The sequence below is a fragment of the Aeromonas veronii genome, from assembly GCF_040215105.1.
In the GTDB taxonomy this organism is placed as follows: Bacteria; Pseudomonadota; Gammaproteobacteria; order Enterobacterales; family Aeromonadaceae; genus Aeromonas; species Aeromonas veronii_G.
On the sequence record NZ_CP157875.1, the window covers coordinates 934648 to 960422 of the forward strand.

At 64.5% G+C, this 25775-nt stretch carries 22 protein-coding genes and 3 tRNA genes; 15 read left to right on the forward strand and 10 right to left on the reverse strand.

From position 1 onward, the window contains the following. Positions 1–132 precede the first annotated feature (132 nt). Both ABNP46_RS04480 and ABNP46_RS04485 read left to right on the forward strand, forming a co-directional pair. On the forward strand, positions 133–1455 hold the full coding sequence (locus tag ABNP46_RS04480) for an MFS transporter (protein ID WP_349921232.1): 1323 nt from the start codon (positions 133–135) through the stop codon (positions 1453–1455). Positions 1456–1558: 103 nt separating this feature from the next. After that, positions 1559–1996: a VOC family protein gene (locus tag ABNP46_RS04485; RefSeq protein ID WP_349921233.1), complete on the forward strand. Its 438-nt coding sequence runs from the start codon at positions 1559–1561 to the stop codon at positions 1994–1996. Between the two features lie 65 nt (positions 1997–2061). Here ABNP46_RS04485 and fumC read toward each other — a convergent pair whose 3' ends face one another. Next, positions 2062–3453 carry a class II fumarate hydratase gene (gene fumC, locus ABNP46_RS04490; RefSeq protein ID WP_349921234.1) on the reverse strand — a complete coding sequence of 464 codons (1392 nt, stop codon included), beginning with the start codon at positions 3451–3453 and terminating at the stop codon, positions 2062–2064. 121 nt (positions 3454–3574) lie between these two features. Here fumC and ABNP46_RS04495 point away from each other — a divergent pair, with 121 nt between their 5' ends. Genes ABNP46_RS04495 through ABNP46_RS04505 form a run of 3 tightly spaced genes read left to right on the forward strand, consistent with a single transcriptional unit; the run spans position 3575 to position 6643 of the window. Continuing rightward, positions 3575–4003 carry a MarR family winged helix-turn-helix transcriptional regulator gene (locus ABNP46_RS04495; protein ID WP_349921236.1) on the forward strand — a complete coding sequence of 143 codons (429 nt, stop codon included), beginning with the start codon at positions 3575–3577 and terminating at the stop codon, positions 4001–4003. A gap of 35 nt (positions 4004–4038) precedes the next feature. Continuing rightward, positions 4039–5100: an HlyD family secretion protein gene (locus ABNP46_RS04500; protein ID WP_349921237.1), complete on the forward strand. Its 1062-nt coding sequence runs from the start codon at positions 4039–4041 to the stop codon at positions 5098–5100. Positions 5101–5107: 7 nt separating this feature from the next. Then, a complete protein-coding gene (locus tag ABNP46_RS04505) occupies positions 5108–6643 on the forward strand; it encodes a DHA2 family efflux MFS transporter permease subunit (protein ID WP_349921238.1) in 1536 nt (511 codons plus the stop codon). 119 nt (positions 6644–6762) lie between these two features. On the opposite strand, the gene pepE is transcribed toward ABNP46_RS04505, so the two are convergent. From pepE to ABNP46_RS04520, 3 genes are all read right to left on the reverse strand, one after another. Continuing rightward, positions 6763–7503: a dipeptidase PepE gene (gene pepE / locus ABNP46_RS04510; protein ID WP_349921239.1), complete on the reverse strand. Its 741-nt coding sequence runs from the start codon at positions 7501–7503 to the stop codon at positions 6763–6765. A 149-nt stretch (positions 7504–7652) separates the two neighbouring features. Next, entirely contained in the window at positions 7653–8252 is a 600-nt protein-coding gene (locus ABNP46_RS04515) for a response regulator transcription factor (RefSeq protein WP_349921240.1), read from the reverse strand. Position 8253: 1 nt separating this feature from the next. Continuing rightward, positions 8254–10146: a sensor histidine kinase gene (locus ABNP46_RS04520; RefSeq protein WP_349921241.1), complete on the reverse strand. Its 1893-nt coding sequence runs from the start codon at positions 10144–10146 to the stop codon at positions 8254–8256. Between the two features lie 229 nt (positions 10147–10375). Here ABNP46_RS04520 and dsrO point away from each other — a divergent pair, with 229 nt between their 5' ends. Genes dsrO through ABNP46_RS04535 form a run of 3 tightly spaced genes read left to right on the forward strand, consistent with a single transcriptional unit; the run spans position 10376 to position 15356 of the window. Continuing rightward, positions 10376–11146 (forward strand): sulfate reduction electron transfer complex DsrMKJOP subunit DsrO, encoded by a 771-nt coding sequence (dsrO, locus tag ABNP46_RS04525; RefSeq protein WP_349921242.1) that lies wholly within the window; start codon positions 10376–10378, stop codon positions 11144–11146. Further along, positions 11136–12248, forward strand: a complete 1113-nt coding sequence (nrfD, locus tag ABNP46_RS04530) for an NrfD/PsrC family molybdoenzyme membrane anchor subunit (RefSeq protein ID WP_349921243.1) — start codon at positions 11136–11138, stop codon at positions 12246–12248. Before dsrO ends, nrfD begins: the two co-directional genes overlap by 11 nt. Beyond that, the gene (locus ABNP46_RS04535; RefSeq protein WP_349921244.1) at positions 12249–15356 is read left to right on the forward strand and encodes a tetrathionate reductase subunit A; all 3108 of its coding nucleotides are present in this window, start codon (positions 12249–12251) and stop codon (positions 15354–15356) included. It begins immediately after the preceding gene. A 60-nt stretch (positions 15357–15416) separates the two neighbouring features. On the opposite strand, the gene ABNP46_RS04540 is transcribed toward ABNP46_RS04535, so the two are convergent. Further along, the gene (locus ABNP46_RS04540) at positions 15417–16790 is read right to left on the reverse strand and encodes an endonuclease/exonuclease/phosphatase family protein (RefSeq protein ID WP_349921245.1); all 1374 of its coding nucleotides are present in this window, start codon (positions 16788–16790) and stop codon (positions 15417–15419) included. Between the two features lie 195 nt (positions 16791–16985). Between ABNP46_RS04540 and ABNP46_RS04545 the strand changes: the two genes are divergently transcribed. Continuing rightward, complete coding sequence (locus ABNP46_RS04545; protein ID WP_349921246.1) at positions 16986–17834, forward strand: patatin-like phospholipase family protein; 849 nt, start codon at positions 16986–16988, stop codon at positions 17832–17834. 31 nt (positions 17835–17865) lie between these two features. On the opposite strand, the gene ABNP46_RS04550 is transcribed toward ABNP46_RS04545, so the two are convergent. The 5 genes from ABNP46_RS04550 to ABNP46_RS04570 form a co-directional block, all read right to left on the reverse strand. Continuing rightward, complete coding sequence (locus ABNP46_RS04550) at positions 17866–18153, reverse strand: hypothetical protein (RefSeq protein ID WP_349921247.1); 288 nt, start codon at positions 18151–18153, stop codon at positions 17866–17868. 146 nt (positions 18154–18299) lie between these two features. After that, positions 18300–18384: transfer RNA gene (locus ABNP46_RS04555), tRNA-Tyr, on the reverse strand. A gap of 38 nt (positions 18385–18422) precedes the next feature. After that, positions 18423–18507: transfer RNA gene (locus ABNP46_RS04560), tRNA-Tyr, on the reverse strand. A gap of 32 nt (positions 18508–18539) precedes the next feature. Continuing rightward, positions 18540–18624: transfer RNA gene (locus tag ABNP46_RS04565), tRNA-Tyr, on the reverse strand. Positions 18625–18936: 312 nt separating this feature from the next. Then, on the reverse strand, positions 18937–20025 hold the full coding sequence (locus tag ABNP46_RS04570) for a ketoacyl-ACP synthase III (RefSeq protein WP_349921248.1): 1089 nt from the start codon (positions 20023–20025) through the stop codon (positions 18937–18939). Between the two features lie 218 nt (positions 20026–20243). Here ABNP46_RS04570 and ABNP46_RS04575 point away from each other — a divergent pair, with 218 nt between their 5' ends. From ABNP46_RS04575 to ABNP46_RS04600, 6 genes are all read left to right on the forward strand, one after another. Beyond that, positions 20244–21188 (forward strand): LysR family transcriptional regulator, encoded by a 945-nt coding sequence (locus ABNP46_RS04575; RefSeq protein ID WP_349921249.1) that lies wholly within the window; start codon positions 20244–20246, stop codon positions 21186–21188. Between the two features lie 158 nt (positions 21189–21346). Further along, positions 21347–21955 (forward strand): LysE family translocator, encoded by a 609-nt coding sequence (locus ABNP46_RS04580; RefSeq protein WP_349921250.1) that lies wholly within the window; start codon positions 21347–21349, stop codon positions 21953–21955. 307 nt (positions 21956–22262) lie between these two features. Beyond that, the gene (locus ABNP46_RS04585) at positions 22263–24137 is read left to right on the forward strand and encodes a peptidase U32 family protein (RefSeq protein WP_349922377.1); all 1875 of its coding nucleotides are present in this window, start codon (positions 22263–22265) and stop codon (positions 24135–24137) included. A 118-nt stretch (positions 24138–24255) separates the two neighbouring features. Further along, positions 24256–25065, forward strand: coding sequence for an alpha/beta fold hydrolase (locus ABNP46_RS04590; RefSeq protein WP_349921251.1), 810 nt, complete (start codon positions 24256–24258; stop codon positions 25063–25065). Between the two features lie 68 nt (positions 25066–25133). Then, on the forward strand, positions 25134–25463 hold the full coding sequence (locus ABNP46_RS04595; RefSeq protein ID WP_349921252.1) for a DHCW motif cupin fold protein: 330 nt from the start codon (positions 25134–25136) through the stop codon (positions 25461–25463). A 29-nt stretch (positions 25464–25492) separates the two neighbouring features. Further along, positions 25493–25741, forward strand: coding sequence for a DUF1272 domain-containing protein (locus tag ABNP46_RS04600; RefSeq protein ID WP_349921253.1), 249 nt, complete (start codon positions 25493–25495; stop codon positions 25739–25741). The last annotated feature ends 34 nt before the right edge of the window (positions 25742–25775 follow it).

Consider the following 25775-nt stretch of genomic DNA (forward strand, 5'->3'; position numbering starts at 1 on the left):
GGTGCAACCGAGAGATGGATCTCGGTTGCATCTTTTTTTTGCCGCTGGCTAAGATGTGCAGCCTGGGTGCAACCGGTTCATGGATGTGGTGCACCGGGACTCGCTGACAACAAACTTCAAGGAACGAAGACAATGATGACTACACCCCTGGTGCAGCCACAGACGGCTGCGACCCGAAAACGGGCGCTGATCGCCAGTTTGACCGGCAGCTCCATCGAATGGTTCGACTACTTCCTCTACGGCACGGCCGCGGCCCTGGTGTTCAACAAGCTGTTCTTCCCGAACTTCGACCCCGTGGTCGGCTTGATGCTCTCCTATCTCTCCTTCTCCCTGACCTTCTTCATCCGTCCCATTGGCGGCGTGCTGTTCGCCCACATCGGCGATCGCATCGGCCGCAAGAAGACGCTGGTACTCACCCTCTCCCTGATGGGGGGCGCCACCGTGCTGATCGGCTGTCTGCCCACCTATGAGCAGATCGGTGTCTGGGCCCCCATACTGCTCATCTCCCTGCGGGTGGTGCAGGGCATGGGGATCGGCGGTGAATGGGGCGGTGCCCTGCTGCTGGCTTATGAGTATGCCCCGCCCAAGCGCAAGGGGCTGTTTGGCAGCGTGCCCCAGGTGGGGGTGACCATCGGCATGCTGCTGGCGACCCTGGCGGTGAGCCTGATGGCCATGCTGCCGGAGGATCAGTTCCTCTCCTGGGGCTGGCGAGTGCCCTTCCTGCTGAGCGCGGGCCTGGTGTTCGTGGGTCTGTGGATCCGGCACGGACTGGACGAGACCCCCGAGTTCAAGCAGGCCAAGGCCAGCGGCAACGTGGCCAAGGTACCGCTGCTGGAGACCCTGCGTCACCACTGGCGGGAGGTGCTGATCGCCGCCGGTCTCAAGGTGGTGGAGACGGCTCCCTTCTACATCTTCTCCACCTTCGTGGTGAGCTATGCGGTCAACTCCCTGGCCTATGAGAAGGGGGTGGCGCTCCATGCGGTCATGCTGGGGGCCCTGGTGGCGACCTGCATGATCCCCCTGATGGGAGCCCTGTCCGACAAGGTGGGGCGCAAGGCGGTCTATATCGGCGGCATCCTGGCGCTGGCGCTCTTCATCGCCCCCTACTTCATGCTGCTGGACACCCGCACCGGCTGGGGCATCACCCTCGCGACCGTCATCGGCTTTGGCGTGCTCTGGGCGCCCATCACCGCCGTGCTGGGGACCCTCTCCTCCGAGATCTTCAGCACCCGGGTACGCTACACCGGCATCACCTTGGGTTATCAGCTGGGCGCCGCCCTGGCCGGTGGCACGGCGCCCCTCATCGCCACCTGGCTGTTGAGCCGCTATCAGGGAGATTGGCAGCCCGTCGCCCTCTACATGCTGGTGACCGTCGGCATCTCGCTGGTGGCCATTCTCGCCATCGGCAAGGGCCGAGGAGCGGCGCTGCCGGCCGGGGAAGTGGAGGCGGGTTAAGGTCTGGGTGTCGCCCCCTCACTGGGGGGGCGTGCAGGGGATGGGGCTCTTCTATGCTGATAGCTGGCCCGTGGGCCAGCCAATCGATGACAAGGAGAAAACCATGGCGCGTGTCAGTACCTATCTCAACTTCCCGCGGGAGACGGAAGCGGCGTTTCTGTTCTATCGCGAGGTGTTTGGCGGTGACTTCAACGGCCCCATCCACAGATTCAAGGACTCCCCCGGCTGCCCGGGCCAGCCCGCCTTGTCCGAGGCGGACGGGGAACTGGTGATGCACGTGGAGCTCGCCATCCTCGGCGGTCACGTGCTGATGGGGACTGATGCCCCCGCCAGCATGGGCTTCACCCTGGTGCAGGGCAACAACAGCTACCTCAACCTGGAGCCTGACAGCCGGGGCGAAACGGATCGGCTGTTCGCGGCTCTGGGGGCGGGGGGCAAGGTGGAGATGGCGCTGCAGGAGATGTTCTGGGGCGACTATTTCGGCTCCCTGGTGGACAAGTTCGGTACCCACTGGATGTTCAACTGCCAGAGCAAGACCTGATAACCGATCTGCAATGCAAAAGGGCGCCTAGGCGCCCTTTTTCTCTATTTCATCGATTCACAGCGCTATTTGCTGCGACCCACCATCTGGCCGGGCACCACCCAGGCATCGAACTGCTGGGCGGTGAGATGACCCGATGCGATGGCCGCCTCCCGCAGACTCAAGCCCTCATGGTGCGCCCGTTTGGCGATCTCGGCGGCCTTGTCATAGCCGATGTGGGGGTTCAGCGCCGTCACCAGCATCAGGGAGCGGGCCAGCAGCTCGTCGATGCGATCCCGGTTTGGACGGATGCCGACGGCGCAGTGTTCGGTGAAGCTCTTCATGCCATCCGCCAGCAGCCGCACGCTCTGCAGGAAGTTGTGGGCCATCATGGGCCTGAACACGTTCAGCTCGAAGTTGCCGCTGGCCCCGCCGATGTTGATGGCCACGTCGTTGCCCATCACCTGGGCGCAGAGCATGGTGAGGGCCTCGCTCTGGGTCGGGTTGACCTTGCCCGGCATGATGGAGGAACCGGGTTCGTTCTCGGGGATGAGGATCTCCCCGAGCCCGCTGCGGGGACCGCTCGCCAGCCAGCGCACGTCGTTGGCGATCTTCATCAAACTGGCCGCCAGGGTCTTGAGGGCGCCGTGGCCATGGACCAGGGCATCGCTCGCCGCCAGCGCCTCGAACTTGTTGGGGGCGCTGACCAGGGGCAGGCCGGTCTGGGTGGCGAGGGCGGCGGCGACCCCTTCGGCGAAGCCGGGCGGGCAGTTGAGGCCGGTGCCCACCGCGGTGCCGCCGAGGGCCAGCTCAGACAGATGGGGCAGGGCGGCGCGCAGGTGGTGCTCCCCCTGCTCCAGCTGGGCGACCCAGCCGGAGATCTCCTGACCCAGGGTGAGGGGGGTCGCATCCTGCAGGTGGGTGCGGCCTATCTTGACGATGTCGTCGAAGGCGCTCGCCTTGTCGGCCAGGGTCTCTTTCAGGGTGAGGAGGGCGGGCAGCAGTTGGCCCGTGATGGCGGTGACGGCAGCCAGGTTCATGGCGCTCGGGAAGACGTCGTTGCTGGACTGGCTCTTGTTCACCTCGTCATTGGGGTGCACCAGGCGATCTTCGCCCCTGGCACCCCCGAGCAGTTCGCTGGCGCGGTTCGCCAGCACCTCGTTGAGGTTCATGTTGGTCTGGGTGCCGGAGCCGGTCTGCCACACCATCAGGGGGAATTCCCCGCCGTGCAGGCCCGCGAGCACTTCGTCCGCCGCCGCCATGATGGCCTGGGCCTTGCGGGCTGGCAGCAGGCCAAGATCGTGGTTGACCCGGGCGCAGGCGGACTTGATGCGGGCGAGGGCATGAATGATCTCGATGGGTTGGCGCTCCCCGGAGATGTTGAAGTGGTGCAGGGAACGCTGGGTCTGGGCTCCCCACAGCCTGTCCGCCGGGACGGCTATCTCCCCGAGGCTGTCACGTTCCATCCTGATGCTCATGGCTCTTCTCCTGTCGGTGGGACTGATTCCCTAGCATGACCATAAAGGGTCGTCGAGGCCAGCTTGCATATATCCACCTCTTGTATATAATAAGCAAAGCTTACTATATGGATTGATTATTATGAGCAAACAACAGGACACCCTGGGCTTTCTGATCGCCGATGTGCAGCGCCTGATGCGCCGCCAGTTCCAGCTTCAGCTGGAGGGGAGTTGCGTGACCCTAGCACAGGCTCGGGCCCTGGTTCACATCGCTCGCAGTGAAGGGATCCGCCAGGTGGATCTCGCCGATCGGCTGGATATCCAGCCCATCACGCTGGCGCGCCAGCTCGATCAGATGGCCGAGAACGGCCTGGTGGAGCGACGCAGCGACCCCAACGACAGGCGGGCCCATCAACTCTATTTGACCCCGCAGGCGGAGCCCTACCTGACCATGATCAGGCAGGCGTCCGACACTGTGATGCAAATGACCGTCAACGAGTTGGGGGAGGCACGGACTCAGCAGTTGTGCGACTCCCTCAAGACCCTGCGTGACGCGTTTTCCCACTCCTGATTTCTATTTTCACAGCATTTATGCGGAGTTTTCATATGACTGACGATACTTCACCCCAACTTACGGCAACCCCCAATCGTCGCCGGACCCGCCTGCTTCTGCTGGTGGTGGTGCCGGCTCTGGCCCTGCTCGGCGTCGGCGCCGTCTACATGATGGGTGGCCGCTACGTGGAGACCGACAACGCCTATGTGAAGGCCGACAAGGTGCCCATCAGTACCGAGGTGCTGGGGCGGGTCTCCAAGGTGTATGTGAATGAGAACGAACAGGTGAAGGCCGGCCAGCTGATGTTCGAGCTGGATCCCGAGACCTTCCAGGTGGCCGTGACCAAGGCCGAGGCGGAATTGGCCAAGGTGCGCACCGATCTGGTGGCGCTGCAGACCAGCTATCGTGGTCAGCAGGCGGAGATAAGCGTGGCCAGCACCCGTCATGCCTATGCCCTGAAAGAGGAGCACCGTCAGGCGGATCTGGTGGCCAAGCACTTCACCTCCACCGCCAATTATGACGATGCCCGCCAGCTCACCATCCAGACCGCCCAGCAACAGGTGGCACTGGAAGAGGGGCTCAAGAAGATAGAGGCCTCCCTGAACGGGGACGTCAACCTGCCGGTTGAACAGCAACCCGCCTATCAGGAAGCCGCCGCCGAGCTTGCCAAGGCCAAGCTGGATCTCTCTCGCACCAAGATCTATGCCCCCGCCAACGGCATCGCCAGCCAGCTGCCCAAGCCGGGTCAGTACAGCATCGTCGGCATGACCGTCATGATGCTGGTGGAGACAGACACTCCCTGGGTTGAAGCGAACTTCACCGAGACCGAGCTGACCCATGTGCAACCGGGTCAGGAGGTGGAGATCAGCCTGGATACCTATCCGGATGCCCGTTGGCACGGGGTGGTGGAGAGCCTGAGCCCGGCCACGGGGTCCGAGTTCTCGGTGATCCCGGCCCAGAATGCGACCGGCAACTGGGTCAAGATTGCCCAGCGGGTGGCGGTGCGCATCAAGCTGGACGGGGCGGCGGATCAGCCCACCCTGCGCGCGGGTCTGAGCGCCATCACCAAGATAGACACCGGCCACAAACGCAGCCTGCTGGGCTGGTCATTCTGAGGTTGATATGACGACGCAAAGCCATCAGGGGGACGATCAGAGCTCCCGACGTGGCTTCATCACCCTCTCGGTGATGTTGGCCACCATCATGCAGGCGCTGGACACCACCATCGCCAACGTAGCCCTGCCCCATATGCAGGGGGCCATGGGGGCAACCCAGGATCAGATATCCTGGGTGCTGACCTCCTACATAGTCGCGGCGGCCATCTTCATGCCGCTCACCGGTTTCATCTCGGCGCGGATAGGGCGCAAGAAGCTGTTCATGTGGTCGGTGGCGGGTTTCACCGTCGCCTCCATGCTGTGCGGGGCGGCCCAGAGCCTGGATCAGATCGTGCTGTTCCGCCTGTTGCAGGGGATCTTCGGCGCCAGTCTGGTGCCCCTCTCCCAGGCGGTCCTGCTCGATACCTATCCGCCGGAGAAACATGGCTCCGCCATGGCGCTCTGGGGGATCGGTGTCATGGTCGGTCCCATTCTGGGGCCGTCGCTCGGGGGCTGGCTCACCGAGTATTACAACTGGCGCTGGGTGTTCTACATCAACCTGCCGTTTGGCCTGCTGGCCTGGTTCGGTCTCGCCGCCTTCATCGAGGAGACCAAGATAGATGCGAGCCGCCGTTTCGATCTGCTGGGCTTTGCCCTGCTCAGCATCGGCATCGGGGCGTTGCAGATGGCCCTTGACCGGGGGGAATCCCAGAACTGGTTTGCGAGCCCCGAGATAGTCATCGAGACCATCATGACGGTGATGGCGTTCTATCTGTTCGTGGTGCACATCTTCACCCACAAGCATCCCTACATAGAGCCGGCCCTGTTCCGGGATCGCAACTTCAGCGTCGGGCTGGTGTTCATCTTCATCGTCGGCATCATTCTGCTGGCGACCATGACGCTGCTGCCCCCCTTCATGCAGGGGTTGATGGGCTATCCGGTCATCGACGTGGGTTATCTGCTCGCCCCGCGGGGGGTTGGTACCATGTTCGCCATGATGCTGGTGGGCCGTCTCTCCGGCCGGGTGGATGTGCGTTATCTCATCCTGCTTGGGCTGCTCCTCACCAGCTTCTCCATGTGGGAGATGACCCTGTTCAACACCGACACCAGCAGCTGGGACATAGTGCGAACCGGCATAGTGCAGGGGCTGGGGCTCGGCTTCATCTTCGTGCCGCTCTCCACCGTCACCTTCGCCACCCTGTCTCCCCGTTTCCGCAATGAGGGAACGGCGCTGTTCAGCCTGGTGCGCAACATCGGCAGCAGTATCGGCATCTCCGTGGTCATCGCCTATCTGGCCCAGCGCACCCAGATGAACCACGAGGTATTCGCCTCCTACATCAACCCGTTCAACATGGCGCTGCATCAGAGCGGGGAGATCGCCAAGCTGGATACGGTCAAGGGACTGGTGGAGATGAACGGGGTCGTGACCCGTCAGGCCAGCCTGCTCGCCTATCTGCAGGACTTCCGGCTGATGATGTGGGTGACCCTGTGTGCCATTCCGCTGGTGCTGCTGCTCAAGGCGCCCAAGCCCGGGGCCGAAAAGCAGGAGATGATCCTGGAATAAGGGGCCAGGCTTTGCCCAGCCTTGCTTTGCAGGGAACAGTAAAAAAAGAGGGATGGCCTTGGCCACCCCTCTTTTTATGGGTGATTCACCGGGGCGTGCCGGGCGAGTTGACCGCCGGGTCACACCTTGGGGGTGAAGGGGGTCAGTGTGGCCAGGGGAGTGGCGTCCATGAACTCCTGGGGGGTCTCCCCGTGTTTGAAGATCTTGAAGCCCTCACCGCGGGCGCTCCAGTACTCGATGGTGTCGCCGCTGGTCTCACCGCTAATCTGCAGCAGGCTGGCTTCGCGCAGGGCCACCACGTGCTCGCTCGGGTTGATGGCACAGAACTCGGCGAGGCGCTCGTCCCGGGTCTCCCCCATGTGGCCGCTGATGCTGGCATCCAGATAGTGGGGGTTGATCTGCTGGGGGAAGAGGCCGAGGGCCGGCAGCACGGCGGCGTTGCACACCGGCATGTCGTTGGTGGTGCGGATGCTCGGGGTCGCCACGTTGCAACCGGCGCTCCAGCCCACATAGGGCACGCCGCGCTCGCGCACCGCGCGCTGGATGGGCACCACCAGACCGTACTCGTGCAGTTTCTGGTTCAGACGCCAGGTGTTGCCACCGCTGATGAAGATGGCGTCGGCCTGCTGGATGGCATCCACGGGATCGTCGAAGTGGTGAATGCTGATGGCTTCCACCCCCAGGCTCTCGGTGAGCTCATTGGCGCGGGCATCCCAGTCGCTGCGGATCACCGCATAGGGGATGAGCAGGATGCGCTTGACCTGTTTGCGGGCGAGCACGTTTTGCACCCGCTCGCGGGCCCAGCCGAGCAGGCCCGGGAATTCGGTGGCTTTACCATTGCTCAGAAGAAGCAGTTCCATAATGACTCCTCGATGACGAAAAGGCGCAGGGCCTGGGCCCTGATATAAGGCAGAGAGGCACTCTACCCCCATCGGGAGGGGAAGTGTGTGATCTTATCGCGCTTTGTGTCCGCTTATTGACTGCCCGGTCAGTTTTTCGCCGCTCCGGGTCAGCTGACATCCGCGTAGAGCCGCATCAGCTCGGCCATGGAATCCACCTCCAGCCGCTTCATCAGGCTGGCGCGGCACACCTCCACGGTCCGTACCGAGATGCAGAGCTCGCTCGCTATCTGCTGGTTCTTCTGACCCCTGGCGATGAGTTGCAGCAGCTGGTGTTCGCGAGGGGTGAGGCGCTGGTAGGCGCAGAGGTGGGCAAGGCGTCTCGCCGCCACCTCGCTGGCCTGCCAGGCGTGCTCGATGGCCGCCAGCAGGGGGGCGAGCTGCACCGGTTTTTGCAGGAAGTCGACCGCCCCCTGCTTGAGGGACGCCACCGCCAGGGGCACATCCCCGTGGCCGGTGAGAAACAGGATGGCGATGGGGCTCTGGGCCGCGTTGAGCCGCTGCTGCACCTCGGGGCCGGAGAGCCCAGGCATGCGGCAATCCAGGATGAGGCAGGCGGGTTGGCGCACGTCCACCTCGGCAAGGAAGCGCGCACCATCGTCAAAGCAGATCGGCGCGAAGTCGCAGCCCTCCAGCATAAAGCGCAGGGCGTCGAGCACCCCCTGATCGTCATCGACCAGGTAGAGGGGGAGGCGGGATGGGGATGGCATATCAGTTCCTTGTGCGGGGTGGGGGCACGGTCATGGGGGCGGGCAGCAATACCTGGGCGAGGCAGCCACGGGGGCTCAGGTTGCTCAAGGTGAGCCGACCGCGATGGCATTCGACCACATCCCGGCAGATGGCGAGGCCAAGCCCCATGCCATCGGCCTTGCTGCTGTAAAACGGCTGTTGCCACTGCTCTTCGGGCGTGGCGAGGCCGGGGCCGTTGTCCCGCACCTCGAGGCGCAGTCGTTCCCCCTCGAAGGCGACAAGCAACGCAACCCCGGGGGCCTCTCCTGTCAACTCGGGGCGGGCTTGCGCCGCGCTCTCGGCGCCGTTCTTGACCAGGTTCACCAGCAACTGCTCCATGCCGGTTGCATCCAGCTGCAGCAATCTGGGCTCTCCCTGCCAGCTCAGGGAGAGGGCGACCCCGAGGGGGGCCAGCAGCTGCTCCAGCAGGGGGCGTAACTGTTCCACCAGGACCTGCAGATCCGTGGGGGCGGGCTGGTGGGGCTGCTTCTGCCAGCGGGATCTCAGCCGTCCTATGGTCTGGCTGATGCGCTGGGTCTGCTGGCCAATCTGCTCAAGGGCCTGGGTCAGGGGGAGGGTCAGAGCGTGCTCCTGCTCCTGTCTGGCGAGGCGCAGCAGGGCGCCCTGGCTGTAGCTGGCGATGGCGGTCAGGGGCTGATTGATCTCGTGGGCCATGGTGGCGCCGAGTTCACCGAGCTGGGCCAGGCGGCGCGCCTGCTCGAGCTGGTGCACCTTGTCATCGAGCTGGCGGCCCTGCTCGTCGAGCCGCTGGCGGGCACGGTTCAAGCGGCGCTGGCTGCGGTTGAACAGGTGTTGCAGCAGCAGGTGGTGGCCGCCGAGCAGCAGCAGCATGAGCAGGGCCCCCCAGCCCCACTGCTGATGCTGGCGCAGCCAGTGCCAGGCTCCCTGCCACCAGGGGGTCTGCAGGGGGTGGCGATCCAGATCCCTGAGCAAGCGATCGATGGCGAGCGGGCTGGCGGGCACAGTCCAGCCCGCGGAGTCGGCGGCGCGGGCGGCCTCGCTCTGTGCAGGCAGGGCGAACAGGGCGCGGGTGACCGCCAGCGCGAGCTCGGGGGCGGCCCGCGCCGTGCTCGCCATGGACCAGTTGGGATAGAGCCGGGTCGAGCTTTGGCAGCCAAAGTCCGCAGGGGCCTTGTTGTCCAGTACCCGAAAATCCTGCCCATCGATGCGGCCCTCCCGCACCATGCGCTCGAGCTGGCAGACCGGCACGATGGCGGCGGCCACGGCCTCGCGCTGCAATTGGGTGATCAAGCTGTCCAGCGGGAATCCGGTGAAATTTATCTCTGAGAAGAACTCATCTATCCGCACACCCTGCTGATGGGCCTCGAAACGGTAGGCGAGATAACCACCGAAGGCCTCTTTTGATACGGCCGCCACCTTCTCGCCCTTGAGATCCCGCCAGTAGCGGTAGGGGGCGTCGGAGCGCACCACCAGGGCGGCGCCGATGACCAGGTTGTCTCCGCCGTGGGGGCTCTTCAGCGTGGCGAGCCAGGCCAGCGGATACTGGCGCGACAGGCTGACCAGCTGGCCCGGGTTGGTGATGACAAAATCGAGCCGCTCGTCGGCGATGGCCTCTGCCAGGGGGGTGAGAGCGAGGGGGGCGAGTTCGAACCGTCGGCCCGGTATGGATTGAGCGAGCCAGTCCAGCAGCGGTTGCCACTGCCGGCGCGAGTGTTCCTCACCCCGGGTCGCCAGCACCCCGATCCGCACCGGCTCGGCGGCCTGAGTTGGCGTGGCAGGTGCGGTGGCTGCCAGGGCCTGTGTTGTCAGGGCCAGCATGGCCATCAGCCAAAGCAGACCCATCAGGATGCGCTTCTGGCCGCGGGGGATAAGGGAGATCGGGGAGTCAGGCATGGGCGGCAGTCTATCATCGCGAGTATCGCCTGGGGCCGCTCAACCGTCTTGCCGGGCGCGCAATGGGGGGCCCGTCACAGTTCTGCCAGAGGCCAGCCGCTTTTCTTGCGCTGGATCAAGGGGGACCTCGCTATGTGGAAAACCACAATAGAGACGGATTTTTCTGCCGGGGACAATGGCCTCATCCCCATGCTTGCCTCGTTTGGCAAGCCAGCAGAAGGAAGCGTCCATGGAGCCCAGCAAGCGCCGATTGTTATCCGGCATCGCCGCCATCACAGCCGGTGCGGCCCTGATCCCCGTTACCCAGGTTCATGCCCAGAGCGCCCGACCGGCCATCGGTCGCGGCGATCCCGGCAAGCGTTACGGCATGTTGATCGATTTGCGCCGCTGTGTCGGCTGCCAGGCCTGCACCGTGGCCTGCACCATGGAGAACCAGCCCCCCCTCGGCCAGTTTCGCACCACGGTCAGCCAGTACGAGGTGAGCGACGTGGCAGCCCTGGAGTCCCCCGCCTCTCTGTTCATGTTGCCAAGGCTCTGCAATCACTGCGCCGAGCCCGCCTGTCTCGATGTCTGTCCCACCGGGGCCACCTTCCAGCGAGCCGACGGCATCGTCGTGGTCAACAACGACTGGTGCGTCGCCTGCGGCTACTGCGTGCAGGCCTGCCCCTACGACGCCCGCTTCATCAACCATGAGACCCACGCCGCCGACAAGTGCACCTTCTGCGCCCACCGGCTGGAGGCGGGTCTGTTGCCCGCCTGCGTGGAGAGTTGCGTCGGCGAGGCGCGCATCATCGGGGACTTGAACGATCCGGGCAGCCAGATCAGCCGTTTGCTGCGCGAGCATGAATCCGCCCTCAAGGTGCTCAAACCCGAGGCCCATACCCAGCCGCGGGTCTTCTACCTCGGCATGGACGAGGCCTTCGTCAGCAAGGTCGACGGCAACCCGGCCCTGCGTACCCTGCTGACCGACGATGGCAAGGAGATAGCCCATGACCATTAACGAACTGCTGGCCCCGGATCAGCCCATCACCTGGCTGCCCTGGGCGGTGCAATATTTCTTCTTGATTGGCCTCGCCTACGGGGCTCTCTGGCTGGGGGCGTTTGAGCGGTGGCGCAAGGCACCGGATGCCCGGCTGCAGACCCTGGCCGCCGTGCTGATGATGGGGGCGGGGCTGGTGGCTCCCATCGCCCTGACCGCCGATCTGCACCAGCCGGCACGGGCCTGGCATTTCTACGCCCAGACCCGCTTCAGCTCCATCATGTGGTACGGCGCCTATCTGCTGCCCCTGTTCAGCCTGCTCAGCATGGTGCTGGGCTGGCTGCTGCTAAGACCGGCGCTGGCGGGGCGGAGTCTGGGGGATGACGCCATCGCCCGTCTCGCCCGGCAGCTCTGCCTGGGCACCTGGTCAGGGGATCGTTGGCTCAGGCCACTCTCCCTGCTGGCAGCCCTGAGCGGCCTCAGCATCGCGCTCTACACCGGCCTTGAAACCATGGCAGTCGCGGCGCGCCCGCTCTGGCACACCCCCTGGCTGCCCTGGCTGCTGATCATCAGCGCCCTGCTGGGAGCCCAGGGGGCCCTGCTGCTGCTCAACCGGTTGCTGGCGGGCTGGCGCGGGCAGACCGAGGCAACGCTGCTGCGCCAAAGCCGCTGGACCCTGGCCCTGCTCGCCCTCTCCCTGCTGGGTTGGGCCCTGTTTGGCGGCGCGTCGGCGGCGGAAGCTCAAGCCCTCTATCAGCTCGACCCCAGCTGGCGCCTGGCGGCCCGCTGGCTGCTGCTGACCCTGGTGCTGCTCGGCGCCCTGATGCTGGTGGGAAGGGGCTCTCACCGAGCGCAACCCTGGCGGCTGTGGGGGCTGGCCCTGCTTGTCTTGCACCTGGTCTGGGGGCTGCGCTGGCTGGTGCTCATCCAGGGGCAGCTCGCCCCCAAATACGGAGCCGGGGTCTATCTCTACCACATCGACTGGGGCCCGCAGGGGATGCTCGGGATCCTCGGCACCTTCGGCCTGTTGCTGGCCCTGCTGGTGGCCCTCTCCGAGCTGGTCCACCCCTCTCTTTCGCCCACCACTGACACCACTTCTCCATCCGCACGCGAGGCACACTAGATGGATCACAGCAAACGCAAGTTTCTCAAGGGCGCCGCCATCGCCGGGGGCACAGGGCTCTTCGTGGCCGGATACAGCGAGACCATAGAGCAGGTGGCAAAGGGGGTGAGCACCGGCAGTGCGGGCAAGCCGACCCGGGATCCCATCCACGGCAACTCCCTCCCGGTGGAGTTCAGGGTCGATGAGCGAGGGGAGCTGCACCCCAACCCGGACCAGCGCCTCGCCAACACCATGTGCCTGGGCTGCTGGACCCTGTGCGGGGTGCGGGCTCGCATCGACAACGAGAGCGACAAGATAGTGCGCATCGTCGGCAACCCCTATCACCCGCTCTCCGCCCGCCATCACATCGATTTCCAGACGCCCATCAAACAGGGGCTGCTTGGCACAAGCGGCTATCAGGAAGGGGGGCTGGAGGGACGCTCCACCGCCTGTGCCCGGGGTAATGCCATGCTCGAACAACTCGACAGCCCGCACCGGGTTACCCGCTGCCTCAAGCGGGTGGGGCCCCGTGGCAGCGGTCGCTGGCAGAGCATCCCCTTCGAGCAGCTGGTGACCGAGGTGGTGGAGGGGGGCGATCTGTTCGGCGAGGGGAAGGTGGAGGGGCTGAGGGCCATCCGCCACCTCGACGCGTCGCTGGATCCCTTGAACCCGGAATACGGCCCCAGGGCGAACCAGCTGCTGGTGAGCAATGCCTCGGACGAGGGGCGGGATCACTTCATCAAGCGCTTCACCTTCAACAGTTTCGGCACCCGCAACTTCGCGAACCACGGCGCCTACTGCGGCCTGTCGTTCCGGGTTGGCGCCGGCGCCCTGCTGGACGATCTGGAGAAGAACGCCCACCTCAAGCCGGATTGGGACGAGAGCGACTTCCTGCTGTTCATGGGCACCTCGCCCCAGCAGTCCGGCAACCCCTTCAAGCGCCAGTCCCGCCAGCTGGCGGCGAACCGGGCGCGGGCGGACAAGCCCTTCTCCTACGTGGTGGTGGCGCCGAGCCTGCCCAATACGGTCAACATGCCGTCCGCCCCCGCCAACCGCTGGTTGCCCATCAGGCCCGCCACCGACTCGGCCCTGGCGATGGCCATGCTGCGCTGGATCATCGACAACCAGCGCTACGCCGAGGCGTTCCTGGCGGCCCCCAACGTCGAGGCCGCCGAGCGGGCCGGTTATCGCGGCTTTTGCAACGCCAGCCATCTGGTTATCAGCGATGAATCCCACCCCCGCTTCGGCCAGATGCTGCGCTCAAGCGATCTCGGCTTGCCCTTTGAGGGGGAAGCCTATGGGGAGGGGGACGCCGTGCTGGTGATCGATGGGGGCAGCGGTGCCCTGCTGCCTGCGGGCCAGTGCGAGCGGGCCAGCCTCTGGGTGGATCGCCGCATACTGGCGCCAAGCGGTGAGCTGGTGGTCAAGAGCAGCTTCCAGCTGCTGGCCGAATCGTGCCGTGAATATAGCCTCGAGCAATACAGCGCCGAGTGCGCCGTGCCGGTGAACGACATCGTCGAGCTGGCGCGGGAGTTCACCAGCCACGGTACCCGGGCGGCCGTGGTCTCCCACGGCGGCACCATGAGCGCCAACGGCTTCTACTCGGCCTGGGCCATCATGATGCTCAACGCCATGATAGGAAACCTCAACGCCCGGGGCGGCGCCGTGGCGAGCGGCGGCAAGTTCGATCCCTTCGGCGCCGGGCCGCGCTACGACCTGGCGAGCTTCCCGGGCATGGTGAAACCCGCAGGGGTCTTTCTTTCCCGCTCCAAGTTCCCCTACGAGAAAACTTCTGAATATCGCCGCAAGCGGGAGGCGGGGCAGAACCCCTATCCGGCCCGGGAGCCCTGGTTCCCCATCTCGGGGCCCCTGCTCGGCGAGCACCTGACCGCGGCGGTGAACGGCTATCCCTATCGGCTCAAGGCCTGGATCAACCACATGGGCAACCCCCTCTACGGTCAGGCCGGGCTTGCCAAGGCCATCGGGGAAGAGCTCAAGGATCCCAAGGTGCTGCCGCTCTTCGTCAGCATCGACAGCTTCATCAACGAATCCTCGGCACTGTCGGACTACATAGTGCCGGACACCCTCACCTACGAGTCCTGGGGCTGGGCCACCGCCTGGCACGGTGTCATGACCAAGGTCTCCACCGGGCGCTGGCCCGTGGTGGAACCGCGCGTCGCCAAGACCGCCGAGGGGGATCCGGTCTGCATGGAGTCCTTCCTGATCGCGGTGGCCAAGCGTCTGGCGCTGCCGGGCTTTGGCGAGAGGGCGGTCAAGGGGGCGGATGGCAAGTTGCACGGCCTGAACCGGGCGGCGGACTTCTCCCTCTATGGCGCGGCGAACGTGGCCTACCTCGGCCAGCCGGTGCCCGCCATAGGCCCCGAAGATCTCGCCTGGTCCGGGGTGGAGCGGATCCTGCCGGTGCTGAACGCCACCCTGAGCCAGGAAGAGGCGGGCCGCGCCGCCTATCTCTTCGCCCGGGGCGGGCGCTTCGAACCCGTCGCCAAGGGGCGGGATGCATCGGGTCAGCCGAGCAAGCGCTGGCCCAAGCCCCTGATGCTCTGGAACCCCGAGGTGGGCAGCCGTCGCCACAGCCAGAGTGGCCAGTTCTTGAGCGGCACCCCGCGCTTCTTCCGTCCCCAGCTGGCGGATGGCACGTCGCTCAATGAGGCGTTCAAGCCGACTCAGTGGCCCCTGCTGCTCACCAGTTACAAGTCTCACACCATGAGCTCCATGAGCATTGGTTCGGATCGCCTGCGCCAGGTACATCCCAGCAACCGGGTGCGACTCAACGAGCAGACGGCGGCGCGCCTCGGCATCGAGAGCGGGGACAGGGTGCGGGTCAGCACCCCGGATGGCAGCGTGATTGGGCTGGCCGAGTGCGTGGCCGGGGTGCAGGCGGATGCCATCGCCATCGAACACGGCTTCGGTCACAAGGAGCTGGGGGCAAGGGCGCACTGGGTCGATGACAAGGAGGTGGCGGCCAGCCCCTTGCGTGGGGCCGGGGTCAACCTGAACGACTTGGCGGTGCTGGATCCCAGCCGTCACGGTCGCTACCCTCTGGTGGACTGGGCCATCGGCTCCTCGGCCCGCCAGGGGCTGCCCGCCCGGGTCGACAAGCTGGTGTAGCGCCAGAGACAAAAAAGCGGGGCCATCGTGGCCCCGCTTTTTATTGCATGCTTGCGAACATCAGTTGTCCAGTTCGAAATCCACCCACACCAGACGGTGATCCGAGCTGACCCCCTTGGCGATGCCGAGCTTGGCGTCATACACCAGGTGGTAGCCGGGCTCGAAGCTGGCGGGCCAGAACACGCCTGAGGCCACCGCATTGAGGTTGGCGGAGGGGATCAGGTGATCGAGCTGCAGGCCGCTGCTGCTGGTGATGCGCTCCGGCGTGGTTCTGTTGTTGTTGCGCTTGCACTGATCCGGCTGGCTGGCGAGGCACTCGGGGCCCCCCTGGCTCACCGGGATCAGGGCGCCGTTGGTGACCGCCTGATTGACCAGTACATGGTTGTGCAGATCCTGGATGGCGCTCAGATCCCCGTCACCGAGTTGGGGATCGGCGTTGAGATCCCCGGCGATGACGAACCTGGCACCGGCGGGCAGGCCGCCTGCCTTGCCCGCGTCATCCACCATGTAGCTGGCGGTCTCCACATAGTCCTGCCAGAAGGCCACTTCGGCCCGGTTGTGCTTGACGTTGTGGCGCGCCGCGTTGCCGAAGATGGGCGGGGTCGGGTGGGAGATGAGGAAGTGGATCACCTGCTCCCCCTTGGCGGTCTTGACCCGCACCGGCACGTCCGCGTGGTTCTTGGAAGAGAGGGGGAACTGCTCCCAGGCGGCTGCGTCATACCAGGGCTCACCACACTGGCGACTGGCCGGGATCGGCGCCTTGGCGTTGTTGCAGTCGTCGATGACGGGGTTGACTTCGCCCGGCATGTCCTTCCATTTGAAGTGCTGGAAGGTGCGGATCTGCTTGGTGTCGATGGGATATTTCGACATCACGGCGAAGGCGTACTGGCCGTGGTAGTTGCCAAAGCCCCAGGCGTCGTCCGGCCCGCTGCTGACCTTGCCGTCCAGGTTGAGATCCTGGCCGCTCATCAGGCCGGTGTTGGTGGCAAAGTTCTGCATCACCGGGTAGCTGATGGCCTGCACCTCGGCGTGTTGCGGATGGGCGAGGTAGTTCGCATTGAACGCCTGCAGATCGGCGCTGCTCTCCCCCTTGCCGTCGTTGTCGAACTCGTTGAGCAGGAAGACGTCCGGGCGGGTACGCTGGATGATCTCGGCGATATTGCGGATCTGCTGCACGTTCTTGGCGCGGGTAGTCTCGGCCTGACTCAGGCTGCCATCGCCGCTCTGGTAGCGAGCGAGCAGGGCATCCTGGGCGGCGCGGTCCAGCGCCAGCTCGGCGCTCAGCATGCCGGCCGCGGTGCGATCGAAGGAGAGGTTGAAAGTGGCGAAGCGAACCATGGTATCCGGGGCCTCTGAGTCGTTTTGGCTGTTACAGCCTGCCAGCACTCCTAAGGAAATGGCAGCGGCGAGCAGGGTTTTGTTGATGTTTTTCATTGTAATATTCCGTAGCATCAAGATGTTATGCCTCAGTAGGGTCAAGTGAGGCGCGGCCATTATAGGGATCCAGTCCGGAGGCTGGGCTCTGAATGAGCCAAAATGTGTCTCCATTCACAAAGTGACGGCTTTTTTGGTGGTGAATGAGACAGCGTGCCCGGTTTCAGGGGGTTGAACGGCAGAGGGAGGGGAGAGATGAGTCGGCAGCAAACGGCCCTGGTGGTCGAGGGGGGCGCCATGCGCGGCATCTTTGCCGCCGGGGTGCTGGACGCCTTCCTGGCGAAGGGGGAGACGGGCTTCGATCACTGCATCGGGGTCTCGGCGGGGGCGGTCAACCTGGCGGCCTATCTCGCGGGGCAGCGGGGGCGCAATCACAGGGTCATCACGGATTATTCCTGCCGCCCCGAATTCATCAATTTCGGCAAGTTTGTACGCGGCGGCCACTGGCTGGATCTCGACTGGCTGTGGGAGATCACCATCCGCGAGATCAGGCTGGATCTCGCCCACTTTGCCGAGAGTACCGTGCCGCTGACCGTGGTGACGACCCGGGTATCGGACGGGCAGGCGGCCTACCTCAGGGGAAGTGCAACCGAGCTGGAGCAGCAGATCAAGGCCTCCTGCTCGGTGCCGCTCGCCTATCGGGACTTCGTGCGCATCGCGGGGGAGGCCATGACGGACGGCGGGGTGGCGGACTCCATCCCGGTGCGCCATGCCTACGAGCAGGGAGCGCGGGACATCACAGTGGTGCTCTCCCGCCCGCTCGGCTATCGCAAGCAGGCGCCGCGTTTGCCCGCCCTGCACCGTTATCTGCTGCGCCAGACTCCGGCCTTGGCCGAGGCGAGCCTCTCGCGCCATCACAGCTACAACGCGGCCATCGACTTTATCCGGGAACCGCCAGCGGATTGCCAGATCCGCGTCATCGTGCCTCCCGCAGGCTTTCGGGTCGGTCGCATGACAACGGACAAGGACAGGCTGGAGCAGGGTTATCAGATGGGTTGGCAGGCGGGATTGGCCTATCTGGCCGGGAAGGGGGCGGCCAGATAGGCCAGACGGGGGAGTTGGTTGCTGCCTGGGCCTAGTTTGCCACCTGACGGCGGGCATTATTCATCTGATGAATGTTGTCATCAGGTACATGCATCAAATGAATAGCCTGACCGAGCCAGTGCCAGTCCAGGGGCGGATTGCCGGCTTTGAAGCGTTGATAGGCTTGTCCCTGGCGGACGGTCAGAAACAGGGTGGCGGGCAGGCCGAGGCGATTGCGATAGCGTACCATCACCTCCCCCTGATAGGTGGAGAGGCGCTGTTGCAGTTGCAGCAGGTTCAGCCCGTGCTCCTGTCCCGTTTCATCCCAGATTGCAAACATATGAGGCGGCTCCTTGCCTTGAATGGCCCACTGTTTACAAAATGTGCTATCGGGGCAATTGTCAGATCTGACAGTGCCATCTGAAATCAGTGCTGTGCGAAGAGCAGAAAAGCGAAAACCCGGCCTGAGCCGGGTTTTCTGAAGGATGGTGGAGGGAGAAGGATTCGAACCTTCGAAGGCAGAGCCGTCAGATTTACAGTCTGATCCCTTTGGCCGCTCGGGAACCCCTCCACGGGGTATTGCTATTTTTTGGCCTGCTATCAGGAAGATGGTGGAGGGAGAAGGATTCGAACCTTCGAAGGCAGAGCCGTCAGATTTACAGTCTGATCCCTTTGGCCGCTCGGGAACCCCTCCACGGGGTATTTTCCTGATTGTTCGCACTTGAATGGTGGAGGGAGAAGGATTCGAACCTTCGAAGGCAGAGCCGTCAGATTTACAGTCTGATCCCTTTGGCCGCTCGGGAACCCCTCCCCAAGTGCGAGGCCGCATACTATCAGATCCCGTCCTGTTGTGAACCCCCAAGACCCAATCTGACGAGAAAAAAGTACTGTTTGCTCATTTTTTGATATCTCTCGCTCAAAATTCACGCTTTTCAATGACTTTTCTCTCCTGGGATAGGATCGCCACCTCCCGGCGCGGTGACGATTCGTGACGAGGGGAAGCAAAGCGCAGGGTCGGCAGCAGGGCCAGCAAGGATCGGCGCCGAGGCGCAGAATCAAGGTAACAACGCAAAAACGATGAAGGAGCCCAGAGGCTCCTTCATGGATTGAGAGTCGTTCGCGCTCACTCTTCTTGCGCACGGGCCTGCCGGCACCCCTCGACCGCCTGGGCGATCAGCTCAAGGGCGCTCTGCTCGCAGGGGGGCAGCGCCTCGTCGCACCGGCCGATGGGGGTGACGCGATCTCCCCACTTGATGAGGGCGGCGCCCCAGGTCAGACCGGCCCCGAAGGCGGCGCTCAGCAGATAGCTGTTCGGCTTGACCCGGCCCTGCTCCAGCGCTTCGCACAGGGCGATGGGCACGGTGGCGGCGGAGGTGTTGCCGTACTGCTCGATGTTGACCATCACCTTCTCCATGGGGGCGTCCATGCGCTTGGCCAGGGTCTCGATGATGCGCACATTGGCCTGGTGCGGGACGATGAGGTCGATCTGCTCGGGGGTAATGCCCGCCTGGGTCAGCACCGTGCTCGTGGCTTCCCCCATGCCGCGCACGGCGCGCTTGAAGATCTCCTGCCCCTCGAAATTGAAAGTGAACAGGCCGTCGATGTCGGCAAAGCGCACCCGGTCGGTGCCAAAGTTCGGCACGTGCAGGATCTCCCGGGCCTCGCCGTCGCAGCCGATCTTGTTGGCGATGAGGCCGGATTCCTGCTCGCTCGCCTCGATCACCACGGCGCCCGCGCCGTCACCGAACAGCACGGCGGTGTCGCGCTTGGCCCAGTCCAGCAACTGGGTGAGACGCTCTGCGCCGATCACCAGCACCTTGCTCATCATGCCGGTCTGCACCAGGGAGGTGGCGACCGAGAGGGCATAGACGAAACCGGTGCAGGCGGCGTTGAGATCGAACACCGCTGCCTTGTGGGCGCCGAGGGCCTGTTGCACCGCGGAGGCGCCGTTCGGGATCAGGGTGCCCGGGGTGGCGGTGGCGAGAATGATGCCGTCGAGATGAGCGGCATCAAGGCCGGCGCAGGCGAGGGCGCGGCGCCCGGCCAGGGTGGCGAGGGCCTGGGTGCTGACGTGGGAGACCCGGCGCGCCTTGATGCCGGTGCGGGGATAGATCCACTCGTCCGAGGTATCCATGATGGTGCTGAGATCGTCGTTGGTCAGCACGCTGGGGGGCAGGCATTTGCCCCAGCCGGTGATATTGGCGTAGGTCATCTTGTGATCGCTTGTCGTGGAGGGCCCGCAGGCACAGATGACGAAATTATGCCGCACGGGCCCAGCAGTGTCATCTGGCTGTCATGCCGGCGGTGGGCGATGTGGTGGGGCGAGGCAGGCAAGAGGATGATTTTGCTTAAGTAAGCTGTCGGCCTTGCCGTAAGATGGCGTTTTCGGTCCCTGGCGTCAGGCCAGCGTCCCCGCGTCGAGGTGATCCCGTGCACAAAGCGAATCTCAACCTGTTGCCCACCCTCAAGGTGTTGCTGGAGACCCGCAACATCAGCCGGGCGGCGGAGCTGTTGCACCTGAGCCAGCCCTCCATCAGCAAGCAGCTGACCCAGCTGCGCGCCGAATTTGGCGACGAGCTGCTGGTGCGCGAAGGCCAGCGCTGGCTGCTGACCCCGCGGGCCGAGAGCCTGGCGGCTCAGCTTGCGGATTCCCTCGGTGCCCTGGACAGGCTCTATGAGGCCCCCCGGTTTGAGCCCGAGCGCTGCGAGCGGGTGTTTCGTCTCGCCTCCTCTGACTACGTAGCCCAGCATATTCTGCCGGATATCTGCGCGGCGCTGGCCAGGGCCGCTCCCCAGGCAGCCCTTGAATACAGCCTGTGGGACAAGCGCCAACTGCCGCAGTTGTGGCAATCCGAGCTGGATCTGGTCTCCACCATCACGGATCTGGTGCCGGATCAGATCCGGGGTCTGCATCAGGGGGAGGACAGATTGGTGATGCTGATGGGACGCCAGCATCCCCTGTCCGGTACCACCCCATCTCTGGCGGAGTACCTCGCCTGGCCCCATCTGCAGGTGAGCGGCGGCGGCGACAAGGACAGCCCGGTGGAGCGTGTGCTGGGGCCACAAGGGCTCTCCCGCCGCTGGTTTGCCCGGGTGCCCTTCTTCCAGGCGGCGGTGGAGGTGCTGCTGCGCACCGACTGCCTGATGACCACCCCGGCCCACATCGCCTGGCAACTCGCCAGGGAGCACGCTCTCAGTTTTTGCGATCTCCCCTTTGCCACCCGTCCCCAGCAGTACCACCTGCTGTGGCACCAGCGCCATCATCAGGATCCGGCCCACCGCTGGTTCCGGGAGCTGGCCTATCCCTTCCTGCGGGATCACCTGCAACATACCGTCGACGAGAGCCGCAAGACCCTGGGCAGGGGCCGTTTCTGACGGCAGCAGTTGATTGTTCTTTACAGTTTCACGCTTCAGTTATTTATTCTGAGTCATAGTCATGGGCTATGAGATCTATTCATAACTTTCACTTCTTGCATGATGATGCCCCCCTTACCCTGAGGGCCGGTATTGATCTTCATTCAAGAGAGGCAGTGATGGAATTCACGAGTTGGTTGGCGCTGGCGGCGGTCTGTTTCATGGGGGCCATCAGCCCGGGCCCGAGTCTGGCGCTGATCATCCGCAACACGGTGCAGGGCGGGCAGGGACACGGGGTGGTCACGGCCCTCGGCCACGGGCTCGGGGTCGGCATCTATGCGCTGATCACGGCGCTGGGCCTCTCCGTGCTTATCACCCAAACCCCGCTCTTGTTTGACATCATTCGCTACGTCGGTGCCGCCTTCCTCGCCTGGCTCGGCATCAAGGCATTGCTCGCCAAACCTGCCAGCGGATCCGCGGAAGAGGACGCCCACGCAGTGCGTGGTCGCCAGGGGGTCTTCGAGGGCTTCATGGTCGCCTTTCTGAACCCCCAGCTCGCCATCTTCTTCATCGCCCTGTTCAGCCAGTTCGTCCATGCGGACACCGGCTGGTGGGAAGGCGGCATCATGATGCTCACCGCCGGCGGTATCGATGCAATCTGGTACGTGCTGGTGGCTCTGGTGCTCTCTCGTGGTCCCGTGCTGGCCTGGCTCAAGGCAAAGTCTTTCGTCATCGACAAGGTCAGCGGCCTGGTGCTGCTGGGGTTGGCGCTGAAGGTGATGATCTGACGCGCTCCCGCGGTCGATCCAGTGGCTGGCCTGGCTCAAGGCAAAGTCCTTCGTCATCGACAAGGTCAGCGGCCTGGTACTGCTGGGGCTGGCGCTGAAGGTGGTGATCTGAGCACAATCCAGCCTGTGCAGTCAGCGTAATCTCGCAGCGCCCTTCTCCCCTCGCGGGAGAAGGGCTGGGGATGAGGGGAGCTGACATGGGGCTGATCCAATCCTGCATTCTGCGGTGATCTTAAGCGGGATCAAGGCAGGGAGGGGGCGCAGTCGCTAGAGTGGCGGCCATTTGCAGCCCTTCGAACCGGACGCCATGCACGATCAGACCCATCATAACCGCCTGGAGCTGCTGGCCCCGGCCAAGAACCTCGCCTACGGCATCGAGGCCATCAACCATGGCGCCGATGCCGTCTACATGGGGGGCCCCGCCTTCGGCGCCCGCAGCGCCGCCGGCAATTCCCTCGAAGACATAGAGGCGCTGGCGCGCCACGCCCACCGCTTCGGTGCCCAGGTGTTCGTCGCCTTCAACACCCTGTTGCACGACCACGAGCTGGAGCAGGCCAGGCGTCTCACCCACCAGATCTACGAAGCCGGTGCCGATGCGCTCATCGTGCAGGACATGGGGCTGCTGGCGCTGGACCTCCCCCCCATCGCCCTGCACGCCAGCACCCAGACCGACAACCGCACCCCGGAGAAGGTGAAATTCCTGCAGGATGTGGGGTTCTCCCAGGTGGTGCTGGCCCGTGAGCTGTCGCTGGAGCAGATCCGCGCCATCAGCGCCCAGACCTCGGTTCAGCTGGAGTTCTTCATCCACGGGGCCCTGTGTGTCTCCTACAGCGGTCAGTGCAACATCAGCCATGCCCGCACCGGCCGCAGCGCGAACCGGGGGGAGTGTGCCCAGCTCTGCCGGCTGCCCTGCTCCCTGCAAAAGCCGGATGGGGAGGTGCTGGTGGAAAACAGCCACCTGCTCTCTTTGAAAGACATGGATCAGAGCGCGAACCTGGAGGCGCTGATCGAGGCGGGCATTCGCTCCTTCAAGATAGAGGGACGGCTCAAGGGGCTGGATTACGTCAAAAACGTCACCGCCTGGTATCGCCAGAAGCTGGACGCCATCCTGGACAAGCGCCCGGATCTGGTGGCGAGCTCCGCCGGTCGCTGCAGTTATGGCTTCACGCCGGATCCGAAGAAGAGCTTCAACCGGGGGGCCACCGATTACTTCCTCCACGGTCGCCAGCCGGATATCGACTCCCCCCGCAGCCCGAAATACCTGGGGGAACCTCTGGGCCGGGTCACTCGCGTCAGCAAGGAAGGGATAGAGATAGACGGGCGCCCATTGGATAGTCGGGGACTCATCCTCAACAATGGCGACGGTCTCGGTTTCTTCAAGCCGGGGGGCGAGCTGATGGGGATGCGCCTCAACAAGGTGGCAAGCAAGGGCGGGAGTAAGCAGTTGCTCCTCTCCGAAACCATGGCTGGGCTCAAGGTGGGCACCGAGATCTACCGCAACCACGACCAGGTATTCAGCAAGCTGCTGGAAAAACCGAGCAGCGATCGTCGCATCCGGGTGGACATGCACTTGTCCGAGTGCGAGCAAGGGGTACGACTCACGTTGGTCGACGAGCAGGGCATCGAGGCCAGCGTGACGCTCGTCTGCGACAAACGGCCTGCCGACAATCCGGAGCGGGCGCTGCAACAGGCACGGGACCAGCTCGCCAAGCTTGGCAACACCCTGTTTGTGGCCCGCAAGGTGGAGTTGGTGTTCACCAACCCCCTGTTCCTTGCCGCGTCCATGCTCAACGGCCTGCGCCGGGACGGCATAGCGGCGCTGGAGGCAGCGCGCCTCATCGCCTACCAGCGCCCGGAGCGGCGCATCCCGCTGCGGGACGTCACCTATCCCCAGCACCGGCTCTCCTACCTTGGCAACGTGCTGAACAAAGCCGCCGAGGACTTTTTCCGCGAGCACGGGGTGGAGCGCATCGCCCCCGCCTATGAGGCGAACAAGGAGGAGGGAGAAGTGGTGTTGATGATCACCAAGCACTGCATCCGCTACAGCCAGAACCTCTGCCCCAAGGAGGTAGCGGGCCTCAAACCCGAGCCACTGGAGCTGAAGATGGGCAAGGACAGTTTCCGCCTGCGCTTTGACTGCAAACGCTGCGAGATGCAGGTGATGGGCAGCCTGAAACGCTAGGCTTGCGCCTGGCGGCGGGAGAGGGCATGTTGGGGGCTCCGATGAGGGGCTGGCTGGCGCAGGATGCGCGGGCAACGGGCTAACCCTCCTCACCCCATCCCGAGCCAGGATATGCGATATGGAAGTCGAAGAAAGCGCGGCGCTGAGCGTCGCGGATAGCTTTGTCAGCGTCCCGGGTGGACGCCTCTTCGTGCGCCAATGGCGTCCCGCCGGTACAGGCCACTCCCCGCTGATCCTGTTGCACGATTCCCTCGGTTCCGTGGCCCAGTGGCGGGACTTTCCCGCCACCCTGGCGACCCGCCTGCAGCGCCCCGTCATCGCCTACGATCGCCTCGGCTTCGGCCAATCCTCGCCACAAACTGAGCCCGCCAAGCCGGGCTTTATCGACGATGAGGCCCGTTTCTATCTGCCCACCCTCATCAAGGCCCTCGGCCTTGGCCACTACCTGCTGTTCGGCCACAGTGTGGGGGGCGCCATGGCGCTGGCCGCCACCTCCCGACCCAGCAGTGGCTGCCTTGCCGTGATCAGCGAGTCTACGCAGGCCTTCGTGGAGGAGCGCACTTTGGATGGAATACGGGTGGCCAAGCAAGGCTTCGAAGACGAGGCGCAGTTGGTGCGCCTCACAAGATGGCATGGCGAGCGGGCCCGCTGGGTGCTGGATGCCTGGACGGGGGTCTGGCTCAGCCCGGCGTTTCGCCACTGGTCCCTCGCACCGCGTCTCGCCGATGTCCATTGTCCCGTGCTCGCCATCCACGGCGAGAAAGATGAATTCGGCTCGGCCGCCTTTCCCCGCGCCATCGCGGGCGGGGTGAGCGGGGCGGCGCAGATGGCGCTGCTGCCCGATTGCGGCCATGTGCCTCATCGGGAGCGGGAGGCCGAGGTGCTCGATTTGGTGGAGACATTCTTGAGCAGGCATCGCATCGGCTGATCATCGTCCTTCGGGCGCCGGGATGGCGTCCTGGTTATTTAGAAAATTCACTCGACACAGGATCTTCCATGGAAATCAACAATCTGCCGTTTTGCACCACGAACTGGGCCGAGATCCCGCCCACTGAACACCTGGGGGAGAAGGGGACTGCCCGCTGGCACACCCAGCATTTTGGCCCCATGCGGGTGCGGATGGTGGAGTACTCCCCCGGCTATCTGGCGGATCACTGGTGCAGCAAGGGCCACGTACTGTTCTGTCTGGAAGGGGAGCTGCACACCGAGCTGGAAGATGGCCGCGTCTTCACCCTGAGCGCCGGGATGAGCTATCAGGTGGCGGACAACGCCGAGCCTCACCGCTCCTTCACCGAGCGGGGTGCCCGCCTCTTTATCGTCGACTGACCCTTTTCCCATTGATCGAGAGGTTGCCCATGCTGGAACTCAGACCGAACTGCGAGTGTTGTGACAAGGACTTGCCCGCCGGCAGCAGTGAAGCGCTTATCTGCTCCTTCGAGTGCACCTTCTGCAGCGATTGCAACGAGCGCTACCTACACCAAAGCTGCCCGAACTGCGGCGGCGAGCTGGTGAGGCGCCCCCGCCGCCCCGCCAGGAAACTCGTGGCCAACCCTCCTTCCAGCAAGCGGGTATTCAACCCGGCGCTGCGGGAGCAAAACAGCTAACTCCTTTGCCTGCGCTGTGAAGCCCTACGGGACG

Excerpts from the sequence above, each read along its gene's own strand:
- ABNP46_RS04480 (WP_349921232.1), top strand. The coding sequence starts at position 133 with ATGATGACTACACCCCTGGTGCAGCCACAGACGGCTGCGACCCGAAAA.
- ABNP46_RS04485 (WP_349921233.1), top strand. The coding sequence starts at position 1,559 with ATGGCGCGTGTCAGTACCTATCTCAACTTCCCGCGGGAGACGGAAGCG.
- fumC (WP_349921234.1), bottom strand. The coding sequence starts at position 3,453 with ATGAGCATCAGGATGGAACGTGACAGCCTCGGGGAGATAGCCGTCCCG.
- ABNP46_RS04495 (WP_349921236.1), top strand. The coding sequence starts at position 3,575 with ATGAGCAAACAACAGGACACCCTGGGCTTTCTGATCGCCGATGTGCAG.
- ABNP46_RS04500 (WP_349921237.1), top strand. The coding sequence starts at position 4,039 with ATGACTGACGATACTTCACCCCAACTTACGGCAACCCCCAATCGTCGC.
- ABNP46_RS04505 (WP_349921238.1), top strand. The coding sequence starts at position 5,108 with ATGACGACGCAAAGCCATCAGGGGGACGATCAGAGCTCCCGACGTGGC.
- pepE (WP_349921239.1), bottom strand. The coding sequence starts at position 7,503 with ATGGAACTGCTTCTTCTGAGCAATGGTAAAGCCACCGAATTCCCGGGC.
- ABNP46_RS04515 (WP_349921240.1), bottom strand. The coding sequence starts at position 8,252 with ATGCCATCCCCATCCCGCCTCCCCCTCTACCTGGTCGATGACGATCAG.
- ABNP46_RS04520 (WP_349921241.1), bottom strand. The coding sequence starts at position 10,146 with ATGCCTGACTCCCCGATCTCCCTTATCCCCCGCGGCCAGAAGCGCATC.
- dsrO (WP_349921242.1), top strand. The coding sequence starts at position 10,376 with ATGGAGCCCAGCAAGCGCCGATTGTTATCCGGCATCGCCGCCATCACA.
- nrfD (WP_349921243.1), top strand. The coding sequence starts at position 11,136 with ATGACCATTAACGAACTGCTGGCCCCGGATCAGCCCATCACCTGGCTG.
- ABNP46_RS04535 (WP_349921244.1), top strand. The coding sequence starts at position 12,249 with ATGGATCACAGCAAACGCAAGTTTCTCAAGGGCGCCGCCATCGCCGGG.
- ABNP46_RS04540 (WP_349921245.1), bottom strand. The coding sequence starts at position 16,790 with ATGAAAAACATCAACAAAACCCTGCTCGCCGCTGCCATTTCCTTAGGA.
- ABNP46_RS04545 (WP_349921246.1), top strand. The coding sequence starts at position 16,986 with ATGAGTCGGCAGCAAACGGCCCTGGTGGTCGAGGGGGGCGCCATGCGC.
- ABNP46_RS04550 (WP_349921247.1), bottom strand. The coding sequence starts at position 18,153 with ATGTTTGCAATCTGGGATGAAACGGGACAGGAGCACGGGCTGAACCTG.
- ABNP46_RS04570 (WP_349921248.1), bottom strand. The coding sequence starts at position 20,025 with ATGACCTACGCCAATATCACCGGCTGGGGCAAATGCCTGCCCCCCAGC.
- ABNP46_RS04580 (WP_349921250.1), top strand. The coding sequence starts at position 21,347 with ATGGAATTCACGAGTTGGTTGGCGCTGGCGGCGGTCTGTTTCATGGGG.
- ABNP46_RS04585 (WP_349922377.1), top strand. The coding sequence starts at position 22,263 with ATGCACGATCAGACCCATCATAACCGCCTGGAGCTGCTGGCCCCGGCC.
- ABNP46_RS04590 (WP_349921251.1), top strand. The coding sequence starts at position 24,256 with ATGGAAGTCGAAGAAAGCGCGGCGCTGAGCGTCGCGGATAGCTTTGTC.
- ABNP46_RS04595 (WP_349921252.1), top strand. The coding sequence starts at position 25,134 with ATGGAAATCAACAATCTGCCGTTTTGCACCACGAACTGGGCCGAGATC.
- ABNP46_RS04600 (WP_349921253.1), top strand. The coding sequence starts at position 25,493 with ATGCTGGAACTCAGACCGAACTGCGAGTGTTGTGACAAGGACTTGCCC.